The 17429-nt window shown below is 40.9% G+C and carries 14 protein-coding genes; 1 reads left to right on the top strand and 13 read right to left on the bottom strand.

The features are described 5' to 3' along the window. Position 1: 1 nt before the first annotated feature. From WBW42_RS01355 to WBW42_RS01300, 12 genes are all read right to left on the bottom strand, one after another. Entirely contained in the window at positions 2-1813 is a 1812-nt protein-coding gene (locus WBW42_RS01355) for a monovalent cation/H+ antiporter subunit D (RefSeq protein WP_032062855.1), read from the bottom strand. Beyond that, positions 1813-2181 (bottom strand): Na+/H+ antiporter subunit C, encoded by a 369-nt coding sequence (locus tag WBW42_RS01350; protein WP_002115033.1) that lies wholly within the window; start codon positions 2179-2181, stop codon positions 1813-1815. The genes WBW42_RS01355 and WBW42_RS01350 overlap by 1 nt, the downstream gene beginning before the upstream one ends. Next, positions 2178-5027, bottom strand: a complete 2850-nt coding sequence (locus WBW42_RS01345) for a monovalent cation/H+ antiporter subunit A (RefSeq protein ID WP_032062856.1) — start codon at positions 5025-5027, stop codon at positions 2178-2180. The genes WBW42_RS01350 and WBW42_RS01345 overlap by 4 nt, the downstream gene beginning before the upstream one ends. A gap of 296 nt (positions 5028-5323) precedes the next feature. Continuing rightward, positions 5324-6709, bottom strand: coding sequence for an AAA family ATPase (locus WBW42_RS01340; protein WP_032062858.1), 1386 nt, complete (start codon positions 6707-6709; stop codon positions 5324-5326). A gap of 23 nt (positions 6710-6732) precedes the next feature. Beyond that, positions 6733-8235, bottom strand: a complete 1503-nt coding sequence (locus tag WBW42_RS01335) for a UvrD-helicase domain-containing protein (RefSeq protein WP_032062860.1) — start codon at positions 8233-8235, stop codon at positions 6733-6735. 9 nt (positions 8236-8244) lie between these two features. Continuing rightward, the gene (hisIE, locus tag WBW42_RS01330; protein ID WP_032062861.1) at positions 8245-9018 is read right to left on the bottom strand and encodes a bifunctional phosphoribosyl-AMP cyclohydrolase/phosphoribosyl-ATP diphosphatase HisIE; all 774 of its coding nucleotides are present in this window, start codon (positions 9016-9018) and stop codon (positions 8245-8247) included. Positions 9019-9179: 161 nt separating this feature from the next. Then, entirely contained in the window at positions 9180-9578 is a 399-nt protein-coding gene (locus WBW42_RS01325; protein WP_032062863.1) for a VOC family protein, read from the bottom strand. A gap of 26 nt (positions 9579-9604) precedes the next feature. Further along, positions 9605-10918, bottom strand: coding sequence for an FAD-dependent oxidoreductase (locus WBW42_RS01320; protein ID WP_032070417.1), 1314 nt, complete (start codon positions 10916-10918; stop codon positions 9605-9607). A gap of 124 nt (positions 10919-11042) precedes the next feature. Continuing rightward, a complete protein-coding gene (locus tag WBW42_RS01315; protein ID WP_032062866.1) occupies positions 11043-12662 on the bottom strand; it encodes an ABC1 kinase family protein in 1620 nt (539 codons plus the stop codon). A 12-nt stretch (positions 12663-12674) separates the two neighbouring features. Beyond that, on the bottom strand, positions 12675-13343 hold the full coding sequence (locus tag WBW42_RS01310; protein ID WP_032062867.1) for a ubiquinone biosynthesis accessory factor UbiJ: 669 nt from the start codon (positions 13341-13343) through the stop codon (positions 12675-12677). Between the two features lie 11 nt (positions 13344-13354). Then, positions 13355-14302, bottom strand: a complete 948-nt coding sequence (gene ubiE, locus WBW42_RS01305) for a bifunctional demethylmenaquinone methyltransferase/2-methoxy-6-polyprenyl-1,4-benzoquinol methylase UbiE (protein ID WP_002114829.1) — start codon at positions 14300-14302, stop codon at positions 13355-13357. A gap of 147 nt (positions 14303-14449) precedes the next feature. After that, positions 14450-15157 carry a DUF8198 family protein gene (locus tag WBW42_RS01300; protein ID WP_032062869.1) on the bottom strand — a complete coding sequence of 236 codons (708 nt, stop codon included), beginning with the start codon at positions 15155-15157 and terminating at the stop codon, positions 14450-14452. Between the two features lie 209 nt (positions 15158-15366). Between WBW42_RS01300 and pap the strand changes: the two genes are divergently transcribed. Further along, positions 15367-16785: a polyphosphate:AMP phosphotransferase gene (pap, locus tag WBW42_RS01295; RefSeq protein WP_032062870.1), complete on the top strand. Its 1419-nt coding sequence runs from the start codon at positions 15367-15369 to the stop codon at positions 16783-16785. 22 nt (positions 16786-16807) lie between these two features. Here pap and WBW42_RS01290 read toward each other — a convergent pair whose 3' ends face one another. After that, a complete protein-coding gene (locus tag WBW42_RS01290; RefSeq protein ID WP_016142355.1) occupies positions 16808-17314 on the bottom strand; it encodes a hypothetical protein in 507 nt (168 codons plus the stop codon). Positions 17315-17429: the final 115 nt, after the last annotated feature.

The raw sequence follows: 17429 nt of genomic DNA, 5'->3' as shown, positions 1-17429 counted from the left end.
GTTATGGCTCCATAGGTTTCAATTGACTTTCATCAACAATGGTAGGCGTTTGGAGTTTGTCCTGTTGCTGAATTTGTCGTTGTTTATATTCAGAAATATGTTCACCATTGAACGTATCTTTCGAAATAATATCTGGAACAAGATAAGCATTATGATCTTCAACCTCACCGCCATACTTGGTTTCTGGTAAGTAAGCTGGGTCATATGGTTGCACACTGATGACTTCACCGTTTTGATCTACTTTAAGAATAGAGTGTTGGTAAAGTGCATGATCCTGAATCTGTTGTGCGGTGCTTAATGTGTAATGCTGAATTGGTGCAGCAAAGACAACATAAGCGATTAAACCAGCTAGTAATAGATAGATGACTTGATCGTTACGTGGTGGTGCGTGTTCCGGCAAAGCACGATAAAGAATATAAGCTGGATGGATTGGATCTTGTTCTGGAGCAGATGCGCGCCAGAATAAGATAAAACCAACACGTGTGAGTGCAATAATACTTAATAGGCTCACAACAAGCACAACACCAATAATCCAGCCTTGATAGCTAGCTTCAACTGTCGCTTGTAAAATGAATACTTTTCCAAGAAAACCACTAAAAGGTGGTAATCCAGCCATCATCATCGCAATCAAGAAATAAGTCAGCATAGCTGCTTTTTCTTGTTTGATTCTTGGGGCAACTTTTAAATGATCTTTAAAATCTCCACGTTGTGAAGTGATCCATCCACAAAATAGATAAAAAGCTGCGCCGATCAATGTACTGTGCACTAAGTAATATAAAGCACCAGACCATGCCTGCGTATTAGACATGGCAATTGCTGTAAGCAAGGTGCCAATTGAAGAAAGGACCATAAAGCCCACAAAGCGACGTAAACGATCTGCTCCAATTGCGGCAATCACACCATAGAGTGAAGTAATTAAGCCAATAGGAAGTAACCAGCTTTTTAAGATTTCTTGACTAAGCGCATCGTCAAATACTGTTCCATTTACACGTAAAATAGAATAGATCCCGACTTTAGTCATGATAGTGAAAATTGCAGCTACAGGCGTACTTGCAACAGCATAGGTTTTTGGTAGCCAAAAACCGACAGGAAGCATTGCTGCTTTAATACCGAAAACGACAAGGAGAAGTAAGGAACCCGCGACTGCTAATTTGTGTTGATCTGCTTCAAGTGTCGGTATAAGACGTGAGACATCCGCCATGTTGAGGCTACCCACACTGCCATAAATCATACCAAGCCCAATTAAGAAAAGGGCAGAGGCTAAAAGATTGATAATGACATAGTGAACGCCAAGCTGAAAACGAGGTTTGCCTTGTCCATGTAAGAGCAACACATACGAAGCCATCAACAGGATTTCAAAAAAGACGAAAAGGTTAAATAAGTCGCCTGTTAGAAATGCTCCACAAATCCCCATTAATAGAAAATGTACCATGGCATGGAAATAGCGACCACGCGTATCCCAGTTATCACTTGCATACCATAAAACTGGTACTGCTAATGCGTAAGTCAGTGCCAGCATAAAGGCTGAAAGACGATCGAGTACAAGCACAATACCAAATGGCGCGGACCATTCACTTAATTGGTAAACAGTAATTTGCCCCGTGCTGGCGTAACTAAGATAAACAATAGCGGTAATTAATCCGGCAATTGCTGAGATAAGGCTAATGCCACGACGCCAAGGTTGGCGCCAGTCATCTTTTAAAGCACCTGCCCCAGGGTTGCCTAACAGTAATAAGATAAAAGCAGTAAATGCTGGGATGAGAATGCTAAAAATAGGCGTGTGTTGTTGCCAAAAAGATAAAAAATCAAACATCACGGCTCATCCTCACGTGGGTCGTATGTTGGAGAAGCATCTTCTTTAGCATCAACATGATCACTACCTGATTCATAACGGCTACGTAGCGCAAGTTGTACAATAAACGCTGTAGTTGCAAAACCGATCACGATGGCGGTTAACACCAACGCTTGAGGGAGTGGATCGGTTATTTTTGTCGTTTCAGTTAAAATTGCTGGTGAGCTGATTTGTAATCGACCCATAGCAAATAAAAATAGGTTTACTGCATAACCGATTACAGCCAATCCGAGCACAACAGGGAAAGTACGAGCACGTAAAATCAGATAAATACCTGTGGCAACAAGTAAACCAATAGCAGAAGCCAGTAAGAATTCTAAACTGATCATGATGATTCCTCCCGATGTGGTACAGGACCGGACATACTCGAATGACGAGAGTCGCCTAATACAGAGATGAGCAACATTGTCGCGCCTACAACGGTGATATAAACACCCAAGTCAAAACTTGCAGCTGAAGCTAGATGTAGTTTTCCTAGAATTGGTAATTCAACATAGACATGAGCACTTGTGAGGAACGGACGTAACCAGAACCATGCTGCTATACCAGTCAGACCTGCAATCGTTAATCCTGTGCCAATCCAGACTTCGTAAAGGCGGCCAGACTTCGCTTTTAACAGCTGTTCTGCTTGATCTTGACCTAGTGCAATATATTGAATGATTAGCGCCATTGAGGTGATTAGACCTGCAATGAAACCACCGCCTGGATAGTTATGTCCTCGCAAAAAGATATAAACACTGACGACAAGCGCTAGAGGTAATACCCAAGAGGCCGTAATACGGAACATAAGCGGAGAAGGATTAAAACGGTAGGTGAGGCCTTGCGTCATGGTTGTGCCGTGTACACGCATACCATCCATTAAACATAGGGCACCAATCGCAGCAATGCCTAATACCGTAATTTCACCGAAGGTATCGAAGCCACGGAAGTCAACTAAAATGACATTTACAATATTTGAGCCACCACCAAGTGGTAAAGACTGTTGGGCAAAGAACCAAGAAATTGAATTATGATCACGGGTTAAAATCAGCCAAGTAATCCAGCCAATTCCTAGACCTCCAATAATTGCTAAGGCAGCATCTCTCAAACGTCTAGAACGACGAGATTCATACGGCGTGAGCTGTGGAAGTAAAGATAAGCTCATTAATAAAAGAACAGTCGTTACAACGTCTACTGTAATTTGAGTCAGCGCTAAATCTGGTGCTGACATGGTGACGAAGACCATCGTTACCACTAGACCAATTGCACCACTAATAAGTACTGCTTTAATGCGCTCATGGTGGAACCAGAGCATCATCCAACAGCCTGAGAACAACGTCAGCCAAAGAACCACAGCAATCCATGGAGCATGGGTGAGTTCACGTGTACCTGTGCTCAGCCCTTGATTGAGTAAAGGCATAGTGACCATGATGATGCTAAAAGCAATGATCCAGAACAAATAACTTTGCAATGAACCATTTTCAGTTTTTTGTTTGATTTTTCGGCTTGTAAGCAGCAGATGTTTTAAAAATAAATCAAATAAGATACGGCCTTGTAATTTGCCTAGACGTGGGTCAAGGTCAATTTTACGAATCATGCCGTCTTTTGCTAAAGCAAAGTAGAACAGCGTACCGCCCACTAAAGCAATAATACTCATCACAAGAGGAGCGTTGAATCCATGCCAAATTGCAAGGTGTGTACCCGCAAATTTTGGCTGCATCATGCTTGCTCTAGTTACGCTATTGACCAGTGGTTCTACCAATAAGGAAGGCAGAACGCCGACCAAGATACAGAGTACAGCAAGAAGAATGGCTGGAGCACGCATCCCGATAGGTGGTTCATGTGCATCTTTATTTGGAACTTGTTTACCAATTGGGCCGTCAAAGAACACACCATGCACTAAGCGAATTGAATAACTTACTGCGAAGATACCAGCCAGTGTTGCGATGATGCTGGCAAAGATAACTGTTGAACCTGAAAGATTTGCCAATAGCTCGGTAAAGAACATCTCTTTTGAAATAAAGCCGTTGGTAAGTGGTACACCTGCCATAGAGGCAGCGGTAATCATGGTGAGTGTGGCAGTGAAAGGAAGTAATTGCCAAATACCACTGAGTTTTCGAAGATCACGTGTGCCGGTTTCATGATCAATAATCCCTGCAAGCATAAACAGCGCTGCTTTAAATGTTGCATGGTTAATAATATGGAAAATAGCAGCGGCAACCGCTAAAGGAGAACCGATACCGAGTAAACAAACAATAAGCCCTAAATGACTAATGGTTGAATAGGCTAACAGTCCTTTTAAATCTTCTTTGAAAATGGCAAAACACGCTGCCATACAGAGCGTAAATAGGCCGACAAACGTAACGATATTATGATAAATCGCAGCGCCTATAAAAATTGGAAGTAAGCGGGCAAGTAGAAAAATCCCCGCTTTTACCATGGTCGCAGAGTGTAGGTAAGCAGACACTGGTGTGGGTGCCGCCATTGCGTTAGGTAACCAAAAATGAAAGGGAAACTGAGCACTCTTCGTAAATGCGCCAAGCAAAATAAGCAATAACATTGGAATAAAAAGAGCGTGGGCTTGGATAACATCTTTCATGCCCATGATTTCGCTAATTTCATAGGTTCCGGTGATTTGTCCTAATAGAACAAATCCACCTAGCATCGCTAAACCGCCCATTCCTGTAATGGTGAGTGCCATCCGAGAGCCACGTTGAGCAGCTTCATAGTGACTCCAATAACCCACTAACAAGAAAGATGAAATACTGGTGAGCTCCCAAAAGACTAATAAAATAATAAGATTATTAGAGAGCGAAATTCCCAGCATTGCTGCCATAAACAGCATGAGTAAAGTATAGAGTTTACTTAATGAGTTTTTAGGGCCTAAATAATAATAGGCGTATATATAAATGAGTGTACCGATACCGGTAATAAGAAGAGAAAATAATAAACCAAGAGCATCAAGTCTAAAGCTCAGATTGATCCCTAATTGAGGTAGCCAATCCCAGCTTTGTTGAATGCTTGCACCACCAAGCACAGTTTTAGCTTGAGTCAGTAATAAACCAAAACTGGTTAAACTGACTCCAATTGCCCCTAAAGCCGTTACTCCACGCGAGAACCGTTGAAGCAATGAAACAAGGGTGGTGCCTAATATTAACGGTAATAAGATAATTATCGGTAGCACACTCGTATCCATATGTGATTTAGGTCGAAACCTAAAGGTGAAATTTTAATTTCAGAATAGATAGGAATTCAAAGAGAGTTCCAAAGCTTATTATTCCGAAAACCCAACCAAATTAGAAAATAAAGCGAGAAACAAGTTGTATTGCACAACTTGAAGAATAAAAACGCAAAATGAAATTTATTGTACACTAAAAAAGCATTGAAAATCTGATGTTATTACATGTAGTAACAACATCTAGTTATTTTAATGCCTAAAAAACCGTACTCCACCATATATTTTGTGAGTGTGGTTTTTTTTGATTATAAAACTCAAACCGAAGGGCTTTCTTCCGGTGCGTCTCCCGCATGAATCATCCTTAATAATTCATTTTTTTGTTGTTCATTTAAACCCTGAATCTGCTGAAATAAAACTTCAATCGGTGCTGGTGTTGGGTCTATTAAACTCAAAGGCTGTGCTTCCATAGATGGTATTAAAGGTTCGCTTCTTTGAAGTAAGGTGTAGATATGTTCAAGCTGTTGTTTGGTGGTGTTTAAATCAAGATGGCTAACTTTACCGTGCTCTAATTTTAGACATTGATAGGTTGAAGCATGTTCGAGTAACTCTTCACGACTTCCTGTTGCAATAATTTGTAGGCGTGGGAATGCTTGATGAAGTCGATTTAAGATCTCGGAGCAATGTGTTGAGTCGAGCTGTGCATCAATCTGGTCAATGAGTAAAATGCCGTCTCCTTCAAGGCAAGGGTTTAAACTTAATGGATTGAGTAAACAGAGTCTGCGGGCTATATCGCCTACTAAAGCAATCCAAGTTTTGGTTGTATTTGAAAGCTGCTGAAAAGGTAAGGTTTGACCTTCATAATCAACCATAAGTTGCAACCGAGGCTGATATTGTAAATAGATATCTTTAAGCTCAGGTAAAACTATACTTAATGCATTCTTGAGGGCGTAGAGATTGGGTGAAGTGAGCTGTTTAGGTTGCCCTGATAACTCTTTTTGGAGCTCATTTAATAATTCTGTTTGATCTTGCTGATCTGACTGTTTAGATCTAATCCGTTGTACTAGATATGCAGCTTGAGCATTTTCAATATCACTGATTTCTCGTAGCCATTCAAAAAAGCGTGTAAAAGTTGTAAACGGTAGTGGGCTAATATCATAGGCTGAAATGGCTTGAGTAATGCCAGGTAAATTTTTATTAAGCAGATTAATATCATTTACAAATCGCTCGGCTGGGTAGTAAGCGATTAAGGGAAGTCCTTGTAATGGATCTTTTTTTATGACTTGTTGATAAAGAGCCATGGTTTGGTCAAGTTGCTGAGTTTCAACTTGGCTCACTCCAATCCCACTTGCATTTAAGGTTTTAAAAAGCTTCCAGCTACACAGTGAAGAATCTACCTGCTGAGCAGAGGTACTTTCTGGCAGATGACCAATTTCTGAAGGAACTTGAATAGTCACTTCAATTTTTGATTGTAGACGTGACTGAGTAATGTCTTGATCAGGCATGACAATACCGGGACTGCGCAAATCTTTAAGGCGAGCAGGGAACCAAGTTAAAGCATGGTAAGTATGTTTGAGCAACATACTTTTACCAGTTGCCTGTTCACCTAAAATTAAGGTGATTGGCTGTTTTTCATAGTGAAAGTGTATTTTAAGGTCGTGAAACAGAGCAATATGTTTAAATTGGACAGATTCAAGTTTCATAGGCTCACCTAAATATGAGCGCTTCAACCAACCGACTGACGAAGACTTAAAGGCGCCCTTAGTTTTAATTGTTGTATCAGATCATAAAGATGATGGATATTTAGACTTACTTTAGCACGAGTACAGGCAACGTACAGTAATCTTAATTCTTCATCGGTAATCTTGTGTTCTAACCCATTAATTTTAAATTGATAGTCATCTTCAATATGAACGCGGTTCCATTCTAAGCCTTTCGCTTTGTGGGCTGTAGAGATGACATAATCAGCTTGCTCAAGTGGTGTAATCTTTGCAAGCGCTTTTTTTAGTGGGTCGGTACCGTGGTCATCGACAAGTTTAACCAATGGCTTAATATCACTACCTTCATTAGTTTCACAGTATTCATGAACATCATGCCATGAATTAAACCATGCTAATTCAGGTACATCAGTAACCCGTTTTCCTTGCTTTAAGAGGCTTGCAGCATCTACAAAACGGTTTAGTTTTTGATGGTCAGCCTGCAAACTTACTTTATCGCCGTGAACTAAACCAGCTAATAAAAGTTCCATTGCACGAGCATTGGTACGGCACAAAATCGCATCACGCATTTTAGTGTGTGGTTTATTTACAACACTTGATTTCTGGTTTGGATTACCAAGCAGAGGAACAGTTTCATTTAAGCCGCCCAGCAATGCATTGGCAACATCTGCAATCGTTTCACCAAAACGAAAAGAAGTGGTGAGGCGAGACTCTGGCAATGGTAATTGCTGCATGGCATTAATTGCACCACGCCACGCGTAGATTTGCTGATGTGCATCGCCAACATAGATAACCTGAGTATTTTTTTGACGAAGCAAAATGCCCAACATTAAAGGATCGGCATCTTGTGCTTCATCAAATAGTACATAATCGGCTGGAATGTTCGGTTCAGACAATGCCCAAAGTTTGAGGTAAATATCGTGACCAATTCCTGCCTGATGATTTGGGTCGATCGACTCTAACCAGCGGCGTTCAACAGCAGGGTAAAGATGAGTTTGTAACTCGGTAATATCGTCTGGATGTAACCAGTTTGGTGCCTGAATATGTCGAGGAGCAGGGTATTGCGAGCTGGTCGAGCAAAAATAGCTGACAGCATTGGCGACAAGACTTGCGAGGCGACTTGGCATTAAGACGTATTTTTCATAACGTCCACCCATCATGCGTCGCAAAGTTATAGGTTGTAGTCGATATTCTTTTGCAATAAAGCTTGGGCTTAAGCGAGGTAAGCGTAATTTATCAGTCACACCTCGTGGCACACTGCGAAAAGCGAGGGAGTGAAAAGTACGACAATCTACATTACGATGAAATTTGTTTTGTGCTTCGCCTGCAATTGCCTTGTTAAATGCTAGATACATACCGCGCCGTTCAGGCATGGCATCACTAATCATTTGTAAGGTAGTAGTTTTACCTGTACCCGCATAGGCAATCACTTTAAATGATTGCCCAAGACGTGCGTTATCTATGGCAATTGCTTGCTCATAGGTGGCTTTAGGTTTTTCGATATTCGACACTGAGTGATTTTAAACCTTGTTGCGGTTAGCTTTTTCAACTAAACCAGATAAACCCTGACGACGAGCTAATTCGTCAATAATAAGTTGTGGATTAAGATCGAAATAACCCAACATGACAATGCTATGGAACCACAAATCGGCAGTTTCATAAATCAAGTCATTTAAATTACTTTCTGTATTTTGAGCAGCGTAGTCTTTCGCAGCAATAATGGTTTCTACGCTTTCTTCACCGACTTTTTCCAAGATTTTATTGATGCCCTTTTTGTAGAGGCTTGCAACATATGACGTATCCGCTTCTGCTTGTTTACGCTCTTGCATTAATTGCCCTAAGTGAGCAAGTACATCCACTTGTTCTGTCGTGTGATCATGATCGTGGCTTTCAGTTTTGGCTTTATCGCCATAAATTGCAGTAGGGTCTTTTAATTGTGCATCGACAATTTCCCAGCCCTGTGGGGTAAGTTTACGGTAGAAACAAGACTCACGACCTGTATGGCATGCAATACCGCCGTGTTGCTCAACTTGTAATATGATTACATCGCCGTCGCAGTCCAGACGAATTTCATAAACCGTTTGGAAATGACCTGATTCTTCACCCTTGTGCCAAAGTTTTTGGCGAGAGCGAGAGAAATACACCGCCTGATTTTTTTCTGCTGTGAGCGCAAGTGATTCACGGTTCATCCACGCCACCATCAAAATACGTCCGGTTTGATGATGTTGAGCAATGGCAGGGATAAGACCTTGTTCGTTAAATTTTACTTCATCGAGCCATTGCGTGTTATTCATGAGGAATCACCAAAGAAATATGAACTATAAATTGATTTCAATCAGATGCTAAAAATAGCTTGTATAGTGTACGGCATCAACGTCGCTTTGCGGAAAAATTCTTTGTCCTTTTTGTCTTTGTCAGCGTAATGAGTAGCTTGTACTTTTTACTCATAAGTGCCTTATTCAGATGGCTGAGTCATTAGAATATTTGAAATCTCAATCAAATTTTGATCTGGATCACGAATATAAACTGAAAGAATAGGATGCATTGCACCAGTACGTTCAATCGGACCTTCTTCAATTTGAATATTTAATTGATTAAGGTACGCAACTACTTCTGAAATGGGAGTGTCAGAAATAAAACACAAATCGGCAGATCCAGGAGTCGGCTGTAATGCCTTGGGTTCAAACTCATTGCCTTGCTGGTGTAAATTTATTTTTTGATTTCCAAACTTTAGGGCCTTTCTATTACCTTTAAACGTGATGACCTCAAACCCCAATACGGTTTGATAGAAATGACAGGTGGTTTCAATATTCGAGACAGTTAAAACAAGATGATCAAGATGGCTGATTTTCATGTGTTACTCACTATTATTTGGTGGGGTTAATAGTCAGACAGAGATTCGCTTTCTAAATGAAATGCACTGTTTTCTTTAGGCGTTTGAGCTACCTGATCATAATCAAGTTGCTGGAATGGACCAGTCTTTAAGCCTGAAATCGTAATTGCCATTTCTTTTCGAAAATAAGGGATTTGATACATCCACGGAAAAACTAGATCTCTTAAACCTCCAGCCCACCAATGATCAGATTGATAAAGTGGTGTTAATAAGCGACTAAGAAATTGATAAAACTGGGTGGATGAACGGCGAAGCTGGTGGTAGTGCTGCCAGAGCAGGGACCAATCAATACTCTGGTTCTTTTGAGCATGTTGTAATGATTGAGAGAAAGCCCAAGCATCCAATAATGCCATATTTGCACCTTGACCTAACTGTGGACTCATCGCATGAGCTGCATCTCCAATTACTCCAACTCGACCCTGACCAAATTGAGTCAGGACCACATCGCGGTAGTTTGCAGATAGCCATTTAGGCTGAGTTTGACTGTTATACAAAATTTCTTTCAGCCATTCTGCAACTTTGGGCCAACGTTCTGAGACTTGCTTTAACCAAGCTTGTTTAGCCTGCTCATCTTGTAAAAAGCTTTGTAGTTGTGGTGTAGGTAGACTCCAAAAAACACTTGAAAGGCGCTGTTGAGGTTCAGTTGGAATCGCTCCTGTAGGAAGAATTCCCATCATAATTTTCGAGCGATCATAAAATTGATGCAGAATTTCAGAATCGAGAACTTGGCACTCAGGTACGATACTCCATGCCGCACCCCAAGGATAAGCTTTGTCAACCTTTACCCATGCTTTAGGGCGTAACTGGCTACGTGCACCGTTGGCAATGAGTAGGCTATCAAAGCAAGCATCAAACTTTTGGTTTTGATGACTGCCGAATATCCGAACTTCATCATTATGTTCTTCAAAACTTTCAACAGAATGGTTCATATGCCAAGTGATCTGGCTTGAATACTCGCTAAGCTTTTGAGTGAGTACATGACACAAAGTGGCTCGGTGTATACCTAGACCATAGAGGTTTGCTGATGCTTCGTGATAATGACTATTAACTAAAAGGCGCTTGTCCGGAAGTTGTCCTTCTAGGCCTGTTACTCTTGCGCCTAATGTTAAGGCTTTTTCGAGCACACCTAAGTGTTCAAATACAGCTAAGCCCGCAGGTTGTAGTAATAAACCGGCCCCTACCGGAGATAACTCATCAACTTGTTCAAAAATAGTAACGTTATTGCCTTGGCGGGCAAGCAAAATAGCAGTGGCTAAACCTGCTGTACCTGCACCGATAATGGCAAAATGAGGTGTTTTCATTGTTTGTTCTTTTGAAGCATTTATAGCTTCAATTTAGCAATGAACGAATAGCTGATCTATAAATTTTTTGAAAATTAAATTTTTTCCATAAAAAAATCCCTTGCATTGGCAAGGGATTTTGAACTTATTTCAATATACGCCAAAGCGCTAATAAGCTACTCAGCACAATTAGAATAATCGAAACAAACCAAGGGCTAATAATTGCAATAGTCAGCAAAATCAGCATAGTACTGCCGAACATCCAACTACGGCGTTGCTGATGTTCCATTTGCAAACGAAGTTGCTGAATTTCGCGTAACTGGCGGTCTTGCCAAGCTGACTGATTTTTTAAACCATTTAAGCTATCAATAATTAAGCTTGGGAAATCTTGAGCGCCTAAAAGCAGGTCAGGTAATTGCTGGCCGAGTTCTTTTACATTTTTGACTGGGTTCATGTTGGATTTGACCCATTCCGTCAAAATTGGTTTTGCCAATTTCCAGATGTCGAGTTGCGGGTAAAGGTCAGTCCCTAGGCCTTCTACATGCACTAAAGTTTTGAGTAGCAGCATGAGCTGTGGCGGAATCTCAAGATGGAAGCGACGAGCAATGTCCATCACTTGAATTAAGATACCCGCAAAATCAAGCTGGTCCATTGGTTTAGATACCATTGGCCCAACAGTACGGCGCATTTCACGTGCTAAAGCATCTTGGTCTGTACCCGGTGGAATCCAGCCAGCTTGATGCACAATTTGAATGAGCTGCATAAAGTTGCTGTTCATGACAGCAAGCAACATACGGGCAACTGTCATCTGGTCGTGCTTAGAAAGCTCACCCATAATCGCACAGTCCAGCGCAATAAAGCGTGGATTGCTTGGATTAATGGTTTCTACAAAGACGTTACCAGGGTGCATGTCTGCATGGAAAAAGTTATCGCGGAATACTTGCGTAAAGAAAATAGTTAACCCTTTTTCTGCAAGTTGTGCGCGATCCATGCCTAAACGGTCAAAGGTTACCGTGTCTGAAATAGGCACGCCTGTAATGCGCTCAGCCACCATGACATCTTTGGTGTCCATGTAGACTTCTGGCACATACATCATGGTTGAGCCAGTAAAGTAATGGCGCATACGACGGGTGTTATCAGCCTCAATACTCAAGTCCAGTTCATTTAAAATGATCTGGCGGTAGTCTTGAATAATTTCGGTGAGATGCAACGCACGAGCAGCTTCAAGGCGGCTTTCTAACGTATTTCCTAGCCATGCCAGAATTTCAAAATCTTGTAAAATTTGATTGCGAATATCAGGGCGAGTCACTTTAACAACGACTTCGCGACCATCATGCAATGCAGCAGTATGCACTTGGGCAATTGATGCAGCAGCTAATGGCTGGTCATCAAAGCGAGCAAACAGTGTATTAATGTCAGCTTTTAAAGAATCTTGAATACGTTGTTTGGCAACATCTCCATCAAAAGGTTTTACTTGATCTTGAAGTAAAACCAGTTGAGCGAGTACCTCAGGTGGAATTAGGTCACGGCGAGTAGACAGTAATTGACCAAGCTTGATTGCAAGTGGTCCCATATCTTCTAATGCTTCTTTGAGCTTTAAAGGATTTTTACGTTCACGACTCGACCATGCAGCTGGATGCATTTTAATAATATTTAATGCATGCTGAGCTTTAACTGGTAATTCATCCGCAGGGAACAACGTATCGAGTCTATAGTGCGCTGCAATACGCCAAAGTTCGAGTAAACGTGAAACGTGCGGAATCATATACAGTCTTACCTAGTCTTGAGAGGGTTGTAGTTGTGCATTGAGTTGCTGCAATCTTGCTTCAAGACGGTCAATGTCTTGATTAAGCTTGCGAGTTGCTTGAGTTAAGTCGTCCATTTCCCAACGAGGGGCAAATAGACCGCTATCTTCTTTTAATGCGTCTTCTGCGAAAAATAGATGACTTTGCACCGAGCGTTTTAAATGTTTTGGTGCAAGTTGAATCTTGCCAATTTCATGAGCGAGTTGAGGACCGACCCATCTTGATAAATGCGCAGCTAAATCAGGTTCAGCTTGCTGCATAATCTTTTGAATATCCTGTAGGAGGTGGTAATCACCTTGCAATGGGATATTGCCAATCTGGTCTGGATCGCTGATCAATAATTTAATCAGTTCAACGACATCTTTAACATGCAAAGTTGCGGTTGCTTCAGAAATTTTTAATTGGGCATCAAAAGGACGCTGTTCAAAAATAGAAGGCTTTTCACTATGACCTGTTACGGTAGGTTCAAGACGTACTTTTTCTTGGTCAAAGAACACATCGACAGAAAGCTGCGGGCTATCAATCACAACACGCAACATTTTGCCCTGTAACTGATTAAGCTGAATGCGAGTAACCGCATCCAGATCTATCAGATGATGAATGATACGTTCGACTGCACCGAGTGCCAGAATCGACCACATATCGTTACCCCTTACAGTTTGAAGCCACGGTGAACAGCAACGATACCTGCAGTAAGGTTGTGATAGTCACAGTTCTGGAAGCCAGCATTTTCCATCATACCTTTTAAAGTACGTTGGTCTGGGTGCATACGGATTGATTCAGCCAAATACTTATAGCTTTCTGAGTCATTCGCAACCAATTTACCCATGATCGGTAAAGCGGTGAATGAATAGAGGTCATAAAGTTTCGAGAATGGCTCAAATACAGGTTTAGAAAATTCAAGAATCAGTAAACGGCCGCCTGGTTTTAACACACGGAACATAGATGCAAGTGCTGCGTCTTTATCTGTCACGTTACGTAAACCAAAGCTAATGGTTACAAGGTCAAAGCTGTTGTCTGCAAAAGGCTCTAAAGTTTCTGCATTGGCAAGAACGAAGTCAACATTGGTACAGCCTGCATCAATTAGACGGTCACGGCCAACATTGAGCATAGATTCGTTAATGTCTGAAAGTACAACATGACCTTGCGGACCAACTTCACGGCTAAATACTTTTGCTAAGTCGCCTGTACCGCCAGCAATGTCTAACACGTGTTGACCACGGCGAACACCAGACATGTTAATTGCAAAACGCTTCCACAAACGGTGAATACCAAATGACATCAAGTCATTCATCAAGTCATATTTGCTTGCAACTGAATGGAAAACTTCTGCAACTTTTTGTGCTTTATCTTCAGTTCTAACAGTTGAGTAACCAAAGTGTGTGGTTTCACCAACGTTGCCAGTATTACCAGCACCACGAGGTAAATTGTATTTAGGTACAGAACCATTCACAGGTGTGTCTGTTAAGGTTTGCTGTAAAGTTTGTTGTTGCCCTTGAGGAGTACCTTGAGGTAAAGGTGAGCTTAGGAATGGGCTAACTTTGTCTGAACTTTGTGCCTGCTCAGTTGGAGATGTTGGCTTTTGGTTTTCGTTAGACATATTGTCTCTCCTAGACTCAAACTCAAGTGAAACGGAATAAGTTCTGCATGATGACAGATTTTGTCTATTTTTACAGGCATCATCATGCAAATATAATGAATAAAATCTCAACTTCGTGAGGTTGAGTTTTTCTATGTGCCGACCTTATCACACTCTAAACGGATTCGGATGCCCTGAATGTACATTTTCAATAATCTGGCGTTCTTTTTCAGTAAAAGTCTTGATAAAGGTCTCGGCTGATTTTAACGGTTTCATCGCACTAAAACCATCTTGAATGAAATCATACATCAATTCGAAGTGATATTTTTGGGCAATACCTTTACACATTTTAAAAGCAGTAAACATCATAAATGAGCGCATGTATTTATCGAGTGCTGCACCTAAATCGTCAAGAAGAGCAAGTTGTTGATAACGAGCTTCGGCCTGATCCAGCTTGATTAAGGTTAAACGCATAATCTCATCAGTGAGTACGGTATCTGCCGGATAGTCCTCAAGAAGTTGCATTGCTACTTGCTCATCAAGTTGAGTTGCAAGTACAGCTAAACTTACCGATTTAGTGCCTGTTTTAATTGCATTTTCAGGTAAGACTTTTTCGGCTTTATGCGCATATTTCAATAGGCGTTCAATTTGAGCTGCTAAAGCATCAAACTCTGGACCGCCATATAAACGATTTAAAAAATACTCTGACATGAGCTTGTGCGCTGGCAAATTAAAAAAGTCGTGATGCGTATCTTTCATCCGCTCTTTTAGCCATGTTTGTACATCTTGCAAACGTTGGACAAGCACAGGATTATCGTGATAATTAAATGTTTTATATTGTTGTAAAAGATCATCAAAAGCAGCGAGTTTAGACATTTAAGGCTCTAATATTGGGCTATTTGCAAAAAATCATAAAAGGCATTGTAACCTTGTACTATGGCGAGTAGATGTAAAAAAAATGATTCATGCGTCAATTTTTAAACAGAATTTTGTCGCAATGACATAATTTGTATAGCAATTCATCATTTAACCGCATAAGTTAAAGATCATCGAAATTAAACAATAAAAGATTAGAGCCGTGGACTATGAGTGAACAACAACCAAAATTTGAGATTCGTGATGAAGAACAGCTTTCAGTCGATTTGATTGAAGCACAATATGCGTTAAAAGAAAGTCGGGGCAAACCCAACGCTAAAAGCACACTGATATTAATGAGTGGTATTGAACTGGCTGGAAAAGGCGAGGCCGTTAAGCAGCTTCGTGAGTGGCTAGATCCACGATATTTACGAGTCAAAGCAGACGCGCCACGTGTGCTGACAGACACAGAAGCATTTTGGCAATCTTACTCGGAGTTTATTCCGACTGAAGGTCAAATCGTGGTGATGTTTGGCAATTGGTATAGTGATTTGCTCGTCACCGCAACGCATGTTTCCGAGCCTTTAGATGATTCTCGCTTTGATGAATATGTTGAAAATATGCGGGCATTTGAACAAGATTTAAAAAATAACTATGTCGATGTGGTTAAAGTCTGGTTCGATCTATCATGGAAATCGCTGCAAAAACGTTTAGATAAAATAGATCCGTCAGAGCAACACTGGCATAAGCTGCATGGTCTAGACTGGCGTAATAAAAAACAATATGACACTTTGCAAAAGTTACGCCGTCGTTTTACCGATGATTGGTACATTATTGATGGCGAAGATGAAAAGCAGCGTGATCAATTTTTTGCTCAATACCTTTTACAACACATGCGTCAACTTCCAGAGCATGAAACTGAAGTTAAAGGAAAATGGCAGCAAGCTAAAATTCCAGAGAGTTTATTAAAACCTTCTAATGAACCACTTGAAAAAGCTGAATATAAAAAAGAGCTGGATAAGCTGAGTAAGAAAATTGCCGATGTCATGCGTTTTGATAAACGTAATGTCGTGATTGCTTTTGAAGGCATGGATGCAGCCGGTAAAGGTGGGGCCATTAAGCGAATCGTTAAAAACTTAGACCCACGTGAATATGATATTCATTGTATTGGTGCACCTGAACGCTTTGAAGCACGACATCCTTACTTATGGCGCTTTTGGAACCGCATTAATGAAGCTGAAAAAATCACGATTTTTGATCGGACTTGGTATGGGCGTGTGCTTGTTGAACGTGTCGAAGGTTTTGCTTCACCTTTAGAATGGCAGCGTGCCTATGATGAAATAAACCGCTTTGAAAAAGATTTATTTGATAGTCAAACGATTGTAGTAAAAATTTGGCTAGCGATTAGTAAAGATGAGCAAGAGCAGCGTTTTAAGGCCAGAGAAGAAACACCGCATAAACGTTTTAAAATTACCGCAGAAGATTGGCGTAATCGTGATAAGTGGGATGATTATTTAAAGGCAGCAGCCGATATGTTTGAGCGAACCAGTACTGAATATGCACCTTGGTATATCGTTGCAACTGATGATAAATATACGGCACGTCTGGAAGTATTGAAGGCCATTTTAAAACAGCTGAGAGCAGACTAAGCTCTCAGCTACAAGGCAAACATTAATTTACAATAGTGCCACGGCTTTTTTGCTGAATACGTTTTGCAAGGTTATAACTGTCATTCAGATGAGTTTCTGCTATTTTTTTCATCATGAAATAGCCTAAACTTGCTGCTACAATTTGTCCGCCTAGCGGTATAAATTTAGTCACCTGTTTTGTTACGATTTTGCCTAAAAAGCCGTTAAATGTTTTTTTAACGGTAGTACGTGCGACTACAAAACCTGAAAATTCAAAACCGCGTTTACGTAACTCATCCCAATGAATAGTTTTAGTTTTTGGGTCGTAAACGCTCACGTGCTCAGGTGCTAAACCAAAACGGGAATTGATATCTGGAATCAGGTGCGACAAAATTCCCAAATCTACCGCCACGTCAAAAAAAGGAATCGGTACAATTGCCGCTCCGGCTGAGACGTAAGCTCTTTTTTTGATGAGATCATGGCACTCATCGCGAATTTGTTCCAGATTTAGGCTAGGATCAATATAGTCAGGAATCTTGTCAATTTTCATAATGTCTACCTGTATAAGTTCTTGATGGCGTCATTCAAACCAAGTGTAAGTGACACCTTGAGTTAAATTATGCTGTGTTTAAACCAACGTGACATAGTCAGATTCAGTTGTATAG

Source organism: Acinetobacter sp. LT1 (genome assembly GCF_059800965.1).
The sequence above is the reverse complement of the archived record's forward strand: the minus strand, read 5'-3'. Positions and strand labels throughout refer to the sequence as shown.

What these genes read in the sequence shown, in the direction of transcription:
- ubiE (WP_002114829.1), bottom strand. Translation starts at nt 14,302, where the DNA reads ATGTCTAACGAAAACCAAAAGCCAACATCTCCAACTGAGCAGGCACAA.
- WBW42_RS01340 (WP_032062858.1), bottom strand. Translation starts at nt 6,709, where the DNA reads ATGAAACTTGAATCTGTCCAATTTAAACATATTGCTCTGTTTCACGAC.
- WBW42_RS01300 (WP_032062869.1), bottom strand. Translation starts at nt 15,157, where the DNA reads ATGTCTAAACTCGCTGCTTTTGATGATCTTTTACAACAATATAAAACA.
- WBW42_RS01325 (WP_032062863.1), bottom strand. Translation starts at nt 9,578, where the DNA reads ATGAAAATCAGCCATCTTGATCATCTTGTTTTAACTGTCTCGAATATT.
- WBW42_RS01345 (WP_032062856.1), bottom strand. Translation starts at nt 5,027, where the DNA reads ATGGATACGAGTGTGCTACCGATAATTATCTTATTACCGTTAATATTA.
- hisIE (WP_032062861.1), bottom strand. Translation starts at nt 9,018, where the DNA reads ATGAATAACACGCAATGGCTCGATGAAGTAAAATTTAACGAACAAGGT.
- WBW42_RS01320 (WP_032070417.1), bottom strand. Translation starts at nt 10,918, where the DNA reads ATGAAAACACCTCATTTTGCCATTATCGGTGCAGGTACAGCAGGTTTA.
- WBW42_RS01315 (WP_032062866.1), bottom strand. Translation starts at nt 12,662, where the DNA reads ATGATTCCGCACGTTTCACGTTTACTCGAACTTTGGCGTATTGCAGCG.
- pap (WP_032062870.1), top strand. Translation starts at nt 15,367, where the DNA reads ATGAGTGAACAACAACCAAAATTTGAGATTCGTGATGAAGAACAGCTT.
- WBW42_RS01355 (WP_032062855.1), bottom strand. Translation starts at nt 1,813, where the DNA reads ATGTTTGATTTTTTATCTTTTTGGCAACAACACACGCCTATTTTTAGC.
- WBW42_RS01310 (WP_032062867.1), bottom strand. Translation starts at nt 13,343, where the DNA reads ATGTGGTCGATTCTGGCACTCGGTGCAGTCGAACGTATCATTCATCAT.
- WBW42_RS01350 (WP_002115033.1), bottom strand. Translation starts at nt 2,181, where the DNA reads ATGATCAGTTTAGAATTCTTACTGGCTTCTGCTATTGGTTTACTTGTT.
- WBW42_RS01290 (WP_016142355.1), bottom strand. Translation starts at nt 17,314, where the DNA reads ATGAAAATTGACAAGATTCCTGACTATATTGATCCTAGCCTAAATCTG.